Annotated in this window: 14 protein-coding genes; 5 read left to right on the forward strand and 9 right to left on the reverse strand. The window is 66.5% G+C overall.

Features of this window, described 5'->3' with window-relative positions:
• The first annotated feature begins 6 nt into the window (after nucleotides 1–6).
• On the forward strand, nucleotides 7–747 hold the full coding sequence (locus GW587_RS19805) for an FAD-binding oxidoreductase (RefSeq protein ID WP_166106328.1): 741 nt from the start codon (nucleotides 7–9) through the stop codon (nucleotides 745–747).
• A gap of 22 nt (nucleotides 748–769) precedes the next feature.
• Here GW587_RS19805 and GW587_RS19810 read toward each other — a convergent pair whose 3' ends face one another.
• The 6 genes from GW587_RS19810 to GW587_RS19835 all read right to left on the reverse strand — a co-directional run bounded on the left by GW587_RS19810 (nucleotide 770) and on the right by GW587_RS19835 (nucleotide 5374).
• A complete protein-coding gene (locus GW587_RS19810; RefSeq protein WP_166106329.1) occupies nucleotides 770–970 on the reverse strand; it encodes a hypothetical protein in 201 nt (66 codons plus the stop codon).
• A 73-nt stretch (nucleotides 971–1043) separates the two neighbouring features.
• Nucleotides 1044–1400: a winged helix-turn-helix domain-containing protein gene (locus GW587_RS19815; RefSeq protein ID WP_166106330.1), complete on the reverse strand. Its 357-nt coding sequence runs from the start codon at nucleotides 1398–1400 to the stop codon at nucleotides 1044–1046.
• A gap of 53 nt (nucleotides 1401–1453) precedes the next feature.
• Nucleotides 1454–2005, reverse strand: coding sequence for a hypothetical protein (locus GW587_RS19820; protein ID WP_166106331.1), 552 nt, complete (start codon nucleotides 2003–2005; stop codon nucleotides 1454–1456).
• Between the two features lie 87 nt (nucleotides 2006–2092).
• On the reverse strand, nucleotides 2093–3748 hold the full coding sequence (locus tag GW587_RS19825; protein WP_207393575.1) for a DHA2 family efflux MFS transporter permease subunit: 1656 nt from the start codon (nucleotides 3746–3748) through the stop codon (nucleotides 2093–2095).
• Entirely contained in the window at nucleotides 3745–4848 is a 1104-nt protein-coding gene (locus GW587_RS19830; protein WP_166106332.1) for an HlyD family secretion protein, read from the reverse strand. Before GW587_RS19830 ends, GW587_RS19825 begins: the two co-directional genes overlap by 4 nt.
• A 1-nt stretch (nucleotide 4849) precedes the next feature.
• On the reverse strand, nucleotides 4850–5374 hold the full coding sequence (locus tag GW587_RS19835) for a winged helix-turn-helix transcriptional regulator (RefSeq protein WP_166106333.1): 525 nt from the start codon (nucleotides 5372–5374) through the stop codon (nucleotides 4850–4852).
• Nucleotides 5375–5471: 97 nt separating this feature from the next.
• Here GW587_RS19835 and GW587_RS19840 point away from each other — a divergent pair, with 97 nt between their 5' ends.
• Together GW587_RS19840 and GW587_RS19845 are read left to right on the forward strand one after the other, a co-directional pair.
• Entirely contained in the window at nucleotides 5472–7016 is a 1545-nt protein-coding gene (locus GW587_RS19840; RefSeq protein WP_166106334.1) for a TolC family protein, read from the forward strand.
• Between the two features lie 77 nt (nucleotides 7017–7093).
• Nucleotides 7094–7882, forward strand: coding sequence for an SDR family NAD(P)-dependent oxidoreductase (locus tag GW587_RS19845; protein ID WP_166106335.1), 789 nt, complete (start codon nucleotides 7094–7096; stop codon nucleotides 7880–7882).
• 13 nt (nucleotides 7883–7895) lie between these two features.
• On the opposite strand, the gene GW587_RS19850 is transcribed toward GW587_RS19845, so the two are convergent.
• The 3 genes from GW587_RS19850 to GW587_RS19860 are packed head-to-tail and all read right to left on the reverse strand — an operon-like array spanning nucleotide 7896 to nucleotide 10356.
• Nucleotides 7896–9245 (reverse strand): VWA domain-containing protein, encoded by a 1350-nt coding sequence (locus GW587_RS19850; RefSeq protein WP_166106336.1) that lies wholly within the window; start codon nucleotides 9243–9245, stop codon nucleotides 7896–7898.
• Entirely contained in the window at nucleotides 9245–9874 is a 630-nt protein-coding gene (locus tag GW587_RS19855) for a TadE/TadG family type IV pilus assembly protein (RefSeq protein WP_166106337.1), read from the reverse strand. Before GW587_RS19855 ends, GW587_RS19850 begins: the two co-directional genes overlap by 1 nt.
• A complete protein-coding gene (locus GW587_RS19860) occupies nucleotides 9871–10356 on the reverse strand; it encodes a TadE/TadG family type IV pilus assembly protein (protein WP_166106338.1) in 486 nt (161 codons plus the stop codon). Before GW587_RS19860 ends, GW587_RS19855 begins: the two co-directional genes overlap by 4 nt.
• Nucleotides 10357–10759: 403 nt before the next feature.
• Between GW587_RS19860 and GW587_RS19865 the strand changes: the two genes are divergently transcribed.
• Nucleotides 10760–12436 (forward strand): sensor histidine kinase, encoded by a 1677-nt coding sequence (locus GW587_RS19865; RefSeq protein ID WP_166106339.1) that lies wholly within the window; start codon nucleotides 10760–10762, stop codon nucleotides 12434–12436.
• 13 nt (nucleotides 12437–12449) lie between these two features.
• A complete protein-coding gene (locus GW587_RS19870; protein WP_166106340.1) occupies nucleotides 12450–13112 on the forward strand; it encodes a response regulator in 663 nt (220 codons plus the stop codon).
• Nucleotides 13113–13288: the final 176 nt, after the last annotated feature.

Raw genomic sequence — 13288 nt, forward strand, 5'->3', positions numbered from 1 at the left:
ATGCAGATGGAGTCACCGCCCGCCAACGCTGTAGAAATGCCGGTACTGTCGATCGACCGCCTGGACGCCGGCGTGCTGCTGCTGAAAATCGACGGCGCCGCGCACCCGATCCGCTACCGCGAGGGGCAGTTCGTCTCGATCGAACTGCCCAACGGCGATCTGCGCCCCTGCGCGCCGGCGCAGCCGTGCGACCCCGACGGACAGCTGGAACTGCACCTCCGGCTGCGTCCCGACGACGCCATGGCGCATTGGCTGGCGCGCGGCGTCGAACCGGGAGACCGGCTGCGGCTGCACGGCCCGTACGGCGACTGCGTCTGGCGGCCGGCGGCGAGCGACGAACCGGTGATCATGCTGGCCACCGGCACCGGCATCGCGCCGCTGCACGCGATGCTGATGCGCGAGCTGGCCAACTACGGCGACGCGCCGATCTCGCTGTATTGGGGCGGCCGCACGTTGAGCGACCTTTATCTGCTGGAGCATTTCGAGCGGCTGGCGCGGATCGCGCCGCGCTTCACGTTTATCCCGGTGCTGAGCCGCCCCGCCCCGCGCTGGCGCGGCGCGCGCGGCCATGTGCAGCAGGCGGCGGCGCAGCGCCACCCGGATTTGCGCAACGGCCGCGTCTACGCCTGCGGCGCGCCGGCGATGGTGCGCGACGCGCGCCTGCTGCTGCAAGGCCGCGGACTGCCCGACCACCGCTTCTCGGCCCTGGCCTTCGAACCCGCTTGCGCATCCAAAGCGGTGGCCTGATCGATCTATTTTTTATAACGATTCAGTCGAACGAAATGCCGGCTGCGCCGTCGTTCAGCATGGACTGATACCGCGCAAGAACCTGTTCCGTCGCCGCGACCACCTCGCGCGGCTCCGCCCTCGCAGCACGGTAATGGGCGGAAAGCGCGGCAAGGTAGGCGGCGTAGGCGCGTTCAATTTCCTCATCGCTTGCATGCACATGTTTTGGAGACCTGGCCGTCACGTCACACCCCACAATAAATTGATCTATTTTTTAGAGCAATTTACACGGAATCGGCCGTTCGCGCAAATACCGCTCAGTTTTGCTTGGCCGCCTGGACGAGGCAACGGGACAGCTTATCGAAGTGCATCAGCGCTGCCTGGGTGAGCTCGATCTGCTTGCGGCGGGTATCCTCGGTGTCGGACAACATGATCCAGCCCTTTTCCCGCATCGACGTCAGGCGGCTGTGCAGCGTGGCCGGCGAACCAAGCTCCTTCTTGCCCATCAGGTCGCGGACCGACAAGCGCTGCTCGTCCTGGCCGGCACGGGCGACGATCGCCAGAATGCGCTCTTCAAGCGGATCGAGCGAGGGCAACGACGGCAAGCCGCGCAGCGCCTCCGCCAGCTGCAGGAAGCGCAGGTAGATATCGGCAGGTCGTTTCGGAGTGGTCATGGCGGCGACGTTCGGGTGGGCGTGATTGCTATAAATTTTAGCACGACGCAGGCTTATTGACGAGCGCCGGATGGCGCCGGCACCAGCGCCAGCAGTCCCTTGGCCACATACACCACGATCAGCGTCCCGGCGAGATCGCCGATGAACATCACGGCGAAGCCGCTGGCGATGTGATCGCCGCCACGCAAGGCAAACCACATGTTGTGGAATAGCGGACTGGCGACGGAGCAACCGACGGCGCACAGCAGCAAACGACGCGGCGTGAGATTGGTCAGCGATGCGCGCAAGCCCAGCCGCCACTGCGCGATCAGATACACCAGATAGGGACCGATCGCGCCGGCGATGGCGCCCATCGTGGCCCGCAGCGGATCGCCGGGAAAATAATAGCAGTAGCAGGCGATCCATCCCATGATGAGCAATCCCACCGCGCCGGCGCGGCCGAACAACAAGGTGCACAACAAGCGGCTGCCGGCCGGCAGGTAAATCCACCCGATGCCTTGCAGGAATTCGGCCCGCATGAAGAACAACTCGTTCGCCAACATCATCAGTCCATGCAAGGCCATCGTGGCCAGCACCAGATAACAGTTCAAACGGAAGGACGACATGGGCTGATTCATAGTCTCAGGATACGCTGGCAGGTACATCATTAATTTTTACTGTCAGCACTATAACCCTTGGCAGCCCACGTCACCTCAATGCGCGTCGGCCGATGGCGCTTTGGGCGGCGCGACCTTGCGCATCAGCGGCACCATCGCGGTGGCGATGATGAAGCACGCCATCACGCACAGGAACACATCGCCGAAGGTCTGCGTCTGCGCCTCGCGCAAGGTCAGCGACCAGAGCTGCCGCAAGGCGCCGGTCTGCGCGCTGCCGGCGTCCAGCCCCCATGCCATCAGGTTGCCGCCGGCGCCGGCCAGCATCTGCGTCATCGCCTCGTTGCCGCTGTTGAGATGTTCGGCCAGCCGCAGGAAGTGCATATTGGTGCGGTCGTTGAGGATGGTGGCGCAGGCGGCGATGCCGATCGCGCCGCCCAGGTTGCGCATCAAATTGAACAGGCCCGAGGCCAGCTTGAGCCGGTCCGGCGCCAGCCCGCCCAAGGTCAGCGTCACGGTCGGCGGCACCGCGAACTGCTGCGCCATGCCGCGCAGCGCCTGCGGCAGCAGCAGCTCGTGCGCGCCCCAGTCGTGGGTGATCGGCGCGAAGTCCCACATCGACAGCGCGAACAGCGCCAGTCCGAACATCATCAGCCAGCGCAGGTCGACCCGGTTGGCGAGGAAGGCGTACAGCGGAATCGACAGGATCTGGAACACGCCGGTCGAGAATACCGCCAGCCCGATCTCCAGCGCGCTGTAGCCGCGCACCCGGCCGAGGAACAGCGGCGTCAGATAGATGGTGGCGAAGATGCCGATGCCGGTGACGAACGAGAAAAACGAGCCGAGCGCAAAGTTGCGGTCCTTCAGCGCGCGCAGGTCGACGATCGGATTGGCGAACACCAGGCTGCGCCAGATGAAGCCGATGCCGGCCAGGCCGGAGATCCAGGCGGTGGTCAGGATCACGTGGTCGCCGAACCAGTCCAGCCGCGGCCCCTCCTCCAGCGTGTATTCGAGGCAGCCGAGGAACAGCGCCATCAGCGTCATGCCGAAGTAGTCGGCGCCGCGCAGCAGCGACAGGTCGGGCTTGTCGATCTTGACCAGCATCGGCACCACCACAGTGACGAAGATGCCCGGAATCAGATTGATGAAGAACAGCCAATGCCAGTTGAAGTGATCGGTGATCCAGCCGCCCACCGATGGTCCCAGCGTCGGCGCCAACGAGGCCAGCGCGCCGATGGTGGCGGCGGCGATCACGCGCTGCTTGCCTTCGAAGAAGACGAAGGCGGTGGTGAACACCATCGGGATCATCGAGCCGCCGAGGAAGCCCTGCAAGGCGCGGAAGGCGATCATGCTTTCGATGTTCCAGGCCACGCCGCACAACATGCTGGCGACGGTGAAGCCGGCCGCCGACGCGGCGAACAGCCAGCGCGTCGAGAACACGCGCGACAGCCAGCCGGACATCGGGATGACGATGATCTCGGCGATCAGGTAGCTGGTCTGCACCCACACGGTTTCGTCGGCGCCGGCCGACAGCCCGCCGCCGATGTCGCGCAGCGAGGCCGAGACGATCTGGATGTCCAGCAGCGCGATGAACATGCCGACGCACATGGTGGCGAAGGCCAGCACCTTCTGCGCCGTGGTCAGGCCCATGTGGCCCGGCGCCGGCGCCGGCTTGGGCGCGGCGGCGGTGGCGGCGGCGCTGGAGTTGGCGGTGGCGGTGGCGGTGGCGGCGGTGGCCGTGGCGGCGCCGCTCATGGCTTGCCGCCCTCGCCGCGCACGTCCACCTCGGCCGTCACCGACAGGCCGGGACGCAGCAAGGCCACCGCCGCGTCGCGCTCGTCGAGCACGATGCGCACCGGCACGCGCTGAACGATCTTGGTGAAGTTGCCGGTGGCGTTCTCCGGCGGCAGCACGCTGAATTGCGCGCCGGTGGCCGGCGCCAAACTGGACACGGTGCCGTGATACACATGGCCCGGCATCAGATCGGCCTTGATGCTGGCGCGCTGGCCCGGCTTGAACTTGGCCAGCTGGCCTTCCTTGAAGTTGGCGTCGACCCACAGTCCGTGCGACGGCACGATCGCCAGCAACTGGTTGCCGACGGTGGCGTAAGCGCCAGCGCGCGCACGGCGGTTGCCGATGGTGCCGTCCAGCGGCGCGCGCAGCACCGTGTACTCCAGGTTGAGCCGGGCGATATCGCGTTCGGCGAGCGCCTGGTCCAGCGCCGCCTGCGCCTGCAGCTTGCGGGTGCCGATCACGTCCAGCTCGCGCTGCGCCGCCATCAATTGCGCCTGCGATTTCTGGTCGCCGGCCAACGCCTGCTTGTAGTCGGCGTCCGCCCGCTGCGAGCTTTGCAGCGACACCGCCGCCTTGGCCGACAGATTCCGATAACGGGTCTGGTCGTCGCGCGCGCGCGAGGTCTCGGCGCCGCTGGCGGCCACACCGGCGCGGGCCTGGCCGATCACCGCCTGCTGCAAGGCGCGGGTCGCATCCAGGTTGGCCAGCGCGGCCTGGCCGGCGGCTACCGCGCCTTCGGCCTTGGCCAGCGCGGCGCGGTAGTCGCGGTCGTCGAGGCGGGCCAGCACGTCGCCGGCGCGCACCAGCTGGTTGTCGGTCACCTCCAGCCTGGCGATGTAGCCGGCCACCTTGGGCGCGACCACGGTGACGTTGCCGCCGATGTAGGCGTCGTCGGTCTCTTCCAGGAAGCGGCCTTCGCTCCACCAGTGGTAGCCGAAGCCGGCCGCGCCGAGGGCGGCCAGCAGCAGCACGGCGCGCGTGATCAGGCGCTTGCGGCCGGCAGCGGGAGCCACCGGAACGACGGCGGCGACAGGGGTGGCGGTTGCGGATGCGGTGGTCATGTCATTCTCCATTGGACAAGTCGGGGGCCGGGGCGGCGGCGCGGCGTTCGGCCAGGCGGCTCATGCGGGTGCGGGTCGATTCGCCGGCGGCGGGACCGGCGACGGCCACGTGGCGCGCGCCGATGGCCAGGCCGGTGGCGGGATCCATCAGCACCGGATGCACTTCCGCGCCGCTGACGCTGTCGATCAAGATCACCGACTTGCCTTCCGGCGTGAAGTGCTTGTTGCCCCAGGCCAGCAGCGACAGCGTCACCTGGCGGAAATCGGCGCCGGCCTCGGTCAGCACATATTCAAAGCGCGGCGGCTTTTCGCAGTACGGGCGGCGCGCCAGCAGGCCGGCCTCCACCAGTTCGTTGAGACGGCGGGTCAGCATGTTCGGCGCGATGCCGAGACTTTTCTGGAAACCGTCGAAGCGCGTCTCGCCATACATGGCTTCCCGCAGGATCAGGATGCTCCACCACTCGCCCACCACGCCCAGGCCGCGCGCGATCGGGCACGGCAGGGTCGTCAAGTCCGTCTTGTGCATAAAAACTCCTTTCAATATTTATTCATTGCGATCATCATGAAAAGAGAATATATTAGTTACTATCAACTTGCAAGTAACTTTTTCGGAGAATGGCGAAATGTTTAAATCCATACAATTGACGGCGGGCGCGCTGGCGCTGGCGGCCCTGGCAGGCTGCGCGGTCGGCCCCGAATACCGGCGTCCCGAGGCGCCGCTGGCCGCCGCCTATCACACGGCCGGCGCGCTGGCCGAGCGCACGACAACGCTGCCGGCGCCGCCGCTGGACACGTGGTGGAACGGCTTCGACGACGCCGACCTGCGGCGCATCGTCGGCCGCGTGCTGGAGCAGAACCTGGATCTGGCGGCGGCGCTGGCGCGGGTCGAGCAGGCGCGCGCGGCGGCGCACCTGGCCGACGCACGGCGGCTGCCGGAGGGATCGGCGTCGGCCAGCGTCTTGCGGCAGCGGCAGTCGGTCAACAGCCCGGTGGGCAAGATCGCCAGCAGCTTCCCCGGCTATGAGCGCGAGCAATCGATTTACGACGCCGGCATCGGCGCCAGCTGGGAATTGGATGTCGCCGGCGGCTTGCGGCGCGGCGCGCAGGCGGCCGGCGCGGCGGCCGAGGCGGCGGAGGCGGACCGGCTGGGCGTGCGGGTGTCGGTGGCGGCCGAGGCGGCCGACGCCTACTTCCGCGTGCGCGGCGCGCAGCGGCGCATCGGCCTGGCTCAGGAACAAATCGCCACCAATGGCAGGTTGCTGGAACTGGTGCGGCTGCGGGTGGCGGACGGTTTGGCGTCCAGCCGCGAGGCGGCGCAGGCCGAAGCGCTGGTGGCGCAGGCGCGCGCCACCGTGCCGCCGCTGCGCACCGAACTGGCGCTGCAACTGAACCGCCTCGACGTGCTGATGGGCGCCGCGCCCGGCACCTATGCCGCCGAGCTGTCGGCGCCTGCCGTGGCGCAGGGATCCGGCGAACCGCCCGCACCGGCGTCTGGCGGCGCGGCACGGGTGGCGGCGCAGGGCGGCGCGGCGGGCGTGCCGGTCTCCGCGACTGCGGCGGGCGGCCTGACGGAAACGCGGGTGCCGGCGATCGAGCTGGCGCAGGGTCCGGCCGACCTGCTGCGCCGCCGGCCCGACGTGATCGCGGCCGAGCGCCGCCTGGCCGCGTCGAACGCGCAGATCGGGATCGCGATGGCCGAGTATTATCCCAAGCTGTCGCTGTCGGCGCTGGTCGGCCTGAGCAGCCTGGGCTCCGGCGGCCTGCTGAGCGCCGCCGCGCTGCAACCGCAAGCCGCGCTGGGCCTGCGCTGGCGGCTGTTCGACTTCGGCCGCATCGACGCCGACATCGCCCGCGCCCAGGGCGCCAACGCCGAAGCGCTGGCCCTCTACCGGCAAGCCGTGCTGCGCGCCGCCGAGGACGTCGAAAACGCGGTCGCCACCCTGACCGGCCTGGAAGCCCAGCACGGCGAACTGGCGCAGGAAGTCGACGCCCACCTGCGCGCCCGCGACGCCTCCGAGGACGCCTACCGGGGCGGCGCGGTCGGCCTGTATGAAGTATTGGAGGAACAACGCCAGCTGCTGACCGCGCGCGACCAGTTGGCCCGCGTCAACGCCGACAACGCCCGCGCCGCCGTGGCCACCTTCCGCGCCGCCGGCGGCGGCTGGTGACTGGACTTGTAGCAGAGTCGCAAACCGCGCGACCGGCGTATAGTCGATCTTCCGACCCACCTACGAAAGGACGCATCATGCAGATCAACCTGAGCGGCAAGACCGCCATCGTCACCGGCTCCACGCGCGGCATCGGCTACGCCATCGCCGCCGGCCTGGCCGGCGCCGGCGCCACCGTGGTCATCACCGGCCGCAAGCAGGCCGACGTCGACACCGCGCTGGCCTCGCTGCGCGCCGCCGTGCCGGGCGCCTCGGTACGCGGCGTGGCCGCCGACCTGGGCAACGCCGCCGGCTTCGACACGCTGAAGACCGCCGAGCCGCACGCCGACATCCTGGTCAACAACGTCGGCGTGTTCGAGCTGCAGCCGTTCGCCGAAATCCCTGACGCGGAATGGACCCGCTTCTTCGAGATCAACATCATGTCCGGCGTGCGCGCCAGCCGCGCCTACCTGCCGGGCATGCAGCAGAAGAACTGGGGCCGCATCGTGTTCATCTCGTCCGAGTCGGGGATCAGCATCCCGGCCGACATGATCCACTACGGCTTCACCAAGACCGGCAACCTGGCGATCTCGCGCGGGCTGGCCAAGAGTCTGGCCGGCACCGGGATCACGGTCAACGCCGTGCTGCCGGGGCCGACGCTGTCGGAAGGGGTGCGCGAGCTGGTGGCGCCGGGCGGCGACCACGCGGCGGCCGAGCGCGCCGCCAACGAGTTCGTCAAGCAGCACCGCAGCGGCTCGATCATCCAGCGCGTGGCCACGCCGGAGGAGGTGGCCAACATGGTGGTCTACGTCTGCTCGACGCAAGCCTCGGCCACCACCGGCGCCGCGCTGCGCGTCGACGGCGGGGTGGTTGACACCATCGCCTGATCAACCGGGTTGACTACTTGGAGATGCGGAAGATTGCCGAGGCCAGCTTGGAGAAACACGGCGTCAAGTCCGCCGCCGTGGCCGCATAGCAGTACAGCCCGACCGGCTTGCTCGCGTCAAAGCAGCGGCTGGGCGCGTCGGGCGAATTGGCCATGCATTTCAGCGTGTCCTCGCCCTTTTCGCCGTCGCTGCCGGTGCCCGCCTTCAGCTGCGAGCCCAAGCCCAGCGTGTACACGAAGATCCCTTCGTCGCGCGATTTCGACGCCATCGCCTCCGACAGGTTGCGCGCCGCGCGGTTGACGTTCGCATACGTCAGCGTATTGGTCACCACCCGCGGCGAGGTGGTAACGACCCGGTACTCCTGCGCGTCGTTGCGCGTCGCATACGAACTGTGTCCGTTGTACCAGTCCGGCAGCTTGGACGCCTTCGACGTCAGACTCGATGGCGTGCAGTCGCCCCCCAGGCTGCTATTGGTCTTGTCCAACTTGTACAGCCCCGTGGGCGCGCCGGAACCGTCGTCGTCGGTGGCGATGGTGCCCGCCGTGGCGCAGTTGCCGGAGGTCCAGGTCAGGTAGGTGCCGAACGAGTTCGGCGAGCCGTCCGAGAAAAACACGATCACGCGCAAATTCGATCGGTTCAGATTCGCCGCCGGCACGCTGTTGATCTGGTCGCGCGCGGCGTACATGCCTTCGGGCGACGCTGTCGACCCTTCAAAATCGAGGTTCTTGATGTGGGCGTTCATGCTGGTGCGGTCGAAGCCGCGCTGGATCGGGCGGATCGGGTCGTCGATCACGGCGCCGTAGGCGAAGTGCAGCAGGCCGACGCGGTCGCGGTCCGAATTGAATTGCTTCAGGAAGGTCGTGGCCGAACTGCGCACGTTCGCGGCGTTGCCGGAAAGCGAGCCGGAGGTATCGAGCACCAGCACCATGTCCAGCTGCTTGCGGATGACTTCGGTGGTCACGCCCGGCGTCAGCGCGCCGCCCTGCATCCCGCCCAGCAACGAGGCCGGCATGGTCGCCGAGGCGCTGACGCCGACCGTGACCTCGCCGCTGCTGCTGAAAGTCACCTGGGTGTCGCCCAGCGTCGCGGTCGATCCCAGATAGTTCGCCGGAAAATTGGCGTTGAAAAAGCGCACCGCCGCCGCCTTGGCGCTGGCGGTCTGCGCCGCCTGGTCGCCGCCGATGCTGACCGCGCGCGCCGCCGCCAGGCTGGCCGCGTCGGTCGCCGCGTTGAGCTTGGCCTTGATCATATAGCTCAGGCCGGCGCCGAACGCCAGGCCGATGACCGACAGCAGGGTGGCAAGCGAGACGGCGACCAGCACCGTGATCTGGCCGCGTTGTTGGGGAAGGTTAGCGCGCATCATCAGAATACCGTCATGGAGTAAAGGTTAGGCCCGACGGTGCTGGTGCTCGCCGTGCCCCATTTGAATATGCCGAAAAACATATCGAACTTGTAGAAGCTTTCGACCACGTAGATCTCTTCGCCGTCCGCCAGCGAGCCGCTCATCAGCGACACCGCCGGCGCGTTGCTGCCGCTCGGCACCGAACAGGTGCCGGCCGTGCCGCTGGCCCAGTTGCCGCAGGTCCAGACCCGGCTGGCCGGCGCATAGCCGCTAACCCGGAAGCCGCGGTTGTTCTTGCTGTCGTCCCAGCGGTATTGTTCCAGCACCAGGCTGCGACTGGCGCTGCCGGTGCCGGAGCCGATGATGCGGGTGATATAGATCATGCCGCGCTGGTTCATGTCCAGCGGCGGCGCCGAGGCCGCCACTTGACCGATGATCGCCTGGTTGTTGTCGGACAACGGCAGCTTGCCGCGCACCGTCAGGTTGGCCGCCTCGCGACTCAGGTTAATCAGGATCATATTGGCCTGGATGCCCCGGGCGATGTCGACCAGCGACAGAAACAAGACCACCAGGATCGGCGCCAACAGGGCGAATTCGACCGTGGCCAGGCCGGCGGCGCGGCGGCGCGGGAAGGAAGGCAGGCGCGTCATAATGGTGGGAAGTCCTCGTTGCGCATGGTGGCGGCCACGGCGAACTTATATTTGCCTCCGGGGAAGAACGCCGATATCAGCGGCGTCGACAGGTTCCAGGTGCAGTCGATCCGCAACACCACGATGTCCTCGGGTCCGCCGAACATATTCGCCGCGTAGGAGCTCGGTGCGGCGTAGCTGGTGCCATTCACCGTGATGACCGGGCTGAGCGAGTCGTACATGCCCATCGAATTACTCTTGATCGACGCCAGCACCGCCTTGTAGCGCTCCCGGTTGGCGGTGGCGGGATCCTTGTCGACGCGGCCGGTGATGGCGTAGCGCGCGCCCTCCCTGACGGCGTACTGCATGCTCAGCGTGACAAAAAATACGATGCTGAATTCGATGATGCCGATCAACAGCAACATCGCGACCGGCGCGATGATGGCCATCTCCACCGCCGCCGATCCGTTCTGGCGACGACGCAATAATCTATGTACTCTCATAATGGTGCGTCCGTGGTGGTGCGGGCAGTCGGGAGAAAAACGCGGTGGCGCAAGAGGCGCGGCACGGTGGTCCGGCGCCACGGCTGCAGTCCAGCGGCCGATGGCGGCGCCACATGATCGAGGTGGCGATGGAGCATTGTAGCGTGATTCATTTATTTCGTGCAGTTATTTAATGTTAATTAAAGGCATCAAAAACGCAAGAAGACAAATCTTGTCGGCTGGACAGGCCGCCGTTCTATGCGTAGACTCCGCGATTGCAACGAGGACAACTTTATTACGCAAATTTTAAGTTACTATTAGTATATTTTGAAACGAAATTTATCAACGTGTACACAAAACGGGTTGATAAGCGACGACAGGACGTGAAAACGCGGTGATAGCAGACAGCATACCCCCGGATGCGATGGAGACAGAGCGCGGCAACGCCAGGAATCGCGACGCCGCCGGCGCCTCCATGGTGTTCATCATGCGCTTGCTGCTGGCGCTGTCGGCGGTCATGACGCTGTTCATCGCGCCTGGCGACCTCGGCAAGGCCGGCGCCCAAGGCCTGCTGATCTGGCTGGTGTTCACCGCCTACCTGTTACATAGCGCGATCTTGCTGGTCGCGGCGCGACGCCACGGCAATCCGTTCTGGCATGGCAAGTTGGTGTACTGGCTGGACCTGGTCTGGTACGCGCTGATGGTCTACTGCAGCGGCGGCGGCAACAGCTTCTTCTTCCCGTTCTTCTTCTTTGTGATCCTCACCGCATCGTTCCAGTGGGGCTTCGACGAAGGCGCGCGCATCACGCTGGCCTCGACGCTGGCGCTGGCGGCCGCCACCTGGCTGGCCGACTACGACACCAACCAGGCGCACCTGTTGCTGCGCACCACCTTCCTGCTCGCGCTCGGGTACATGATCTCCTACTGGGGCGGGCTGGGCCTGATCCAGCGCCGCCGCCTCGCCCTGCTGCGCAAGGTCAGCCAGTTGTCCAATCCCCGCTTCGGCGTCGACCAGACCATCGCCTCCATGCTGCAGCAGACGCGACGCTTCTATCATGCCAGCAACTGCCTGCTGTTGATGCGCAACGGTCCTGACGAATTGTGGCAACTGCATTCGGCCGGCGCCCAGCACGGCGCGCGCGAAGCCACCCTGTCGCGCCTGCCGGAAGGCGCGGCGGCGCCGTTGCTGGTGTTTCAGCCGCACGCGCTGGTGCAGTACGCGCGCGCGCTGCACGTCCGCCTGCCGCGCACGCTGGAAGCGAGGACGCGCAGCGCCGGGCAGCCACGCTGGCAGCCGCTGCCGGAGGGCAGCTGCGAGCAACTGGTGGATCTGCTCGATGCCCATTCCTTCATCAGCGCGCCCCTGCCGTTGCGCAAAGGCGAAGGCCGCATCTATGTGGTCTCGGACCAGCACCGACTGAGCCGTGGCGATGCTGTTTTTTTACAACAGTTGGCGGCCCAGGTCTTCCCGGTGATCGAAAACATCGTGCTGCTGGACCGGCTGGCGTCCGATGCCGCCTTCCGCGAGCGCCAGAAAATCGCCCGAGACTTGCATGACAGCACCATCCAACCTTATATCGGATTACGCCACGGCATCAGCGCCGTGCGCCAGTCCTTGCAGGAAGAACACCCTTGCAGCGCAGAACTGGATAAACTGTTGCACATGACCAGCGAAGTGATCAACGATATGCGGCTGTTCGCCAAGAACGTGCGCCAGGGCGCCGCGCGACAGGAAGGCGAGTTGTTGGTCGCGCTGCGGCGCCAGGCCAACCAGGTGCGCGAGTTCTACGGCATCCAGATCGCGATCACCGCCGAAGCCGGCCTGACCGTCAGCGATCGCCTCGCGGCCGAAGTGTTTCAAATCGCCAATGAAGGCATGAGCAACATCCGTAAGCACACGCGCGCCCGCTACGGCAGCATCGACCTAAGCAACGTCGATGGCCAATTGCGGATCCGCATAGAAAACGATACCCCGGAAGGTCCCGTGGCCCCATTCCTGCCAGGATCGATCGCCGAGCGCACCGTCGCGCTGGGCGGCACGATCGAGATAGGCCGCACGGCGCAAGGCGCCACTGCGGTGCATATCGCCATTCCGGTCTAAACCAAGACTCGCAATGACCAATACCACCACCGCCCCGATCAGGATCATGCTGGTCGACGACCACAAGACCATGTTGTGGGGCCTGGAGAAGCTGATCGAGGGCGCCGGCCCGGCGCTGTCGCTGGTCGGCACCGCCCACAACAACGCCAGCGCCCTGCTGGAGGCGAGCCGGCTGCGGCCGGACCTGATCGTGCTCGACCTCGACCTGGAAGGCAGCAGTTCGATCGAAGTGCTGCCGCAGCTGCTGCGCGACAGCGGTGCGCGGGTGCTGATCCTCAGCGGCAACCGCGACCAGGCGCTGCTGGCGCAAGCCGTCAGGCTGGGCGCGCGCGGCGTGGTCGGCAAGGAGGCGCCGGCCGAGGTGCTGCTGCGCGCCATCGAACGCGTGCACGCCGGCGAGATGCATCTGGACGCCAGTCTGATGGGCGCGCTGCTGGGACAGCCCGCGCCTGCCAAGGCCGATCCCGAAGCGCAACGTATCGCTTCGTTGACGCCGAAGGAACGCAAGATCGTCACCATCGTGGTCGAAAGCAATGGCGCCCCCAACAAGGAACTGGCAGCCAAGCTGTTCATCGCCGAACCCACGCTGCGCAACAACCTCACCTCGATCTATCAAAAACTTGGCGTGGGCAACCGCCTCGAGCTGTACGTCTACGCCACCCGCCACGGCCTGTAAGCGCCGCCGCCATGGGGGAGCGTGACAAATGTCATGCTCCCTTTGCGGCAAATCATGATATTTCTCCTCCGCAAAAGTGACGGTTATCAGATGTGGCACTGGTAACTCTTCCGTATGATTCAACACATCAGCAGCGGTGTTGTACCAGCTGATGCCGGTAACGGCCCAGGATCATC

It is taken from the genome of Duganella aceris (assembly GCF_011090165.1).
Lineage (GTDB): Bacteria > Pseudomonadota > Gammaproteobacteria > Burkholderiales > Burkholderiaceae_D > Rugamonas > Rugamonas aceris.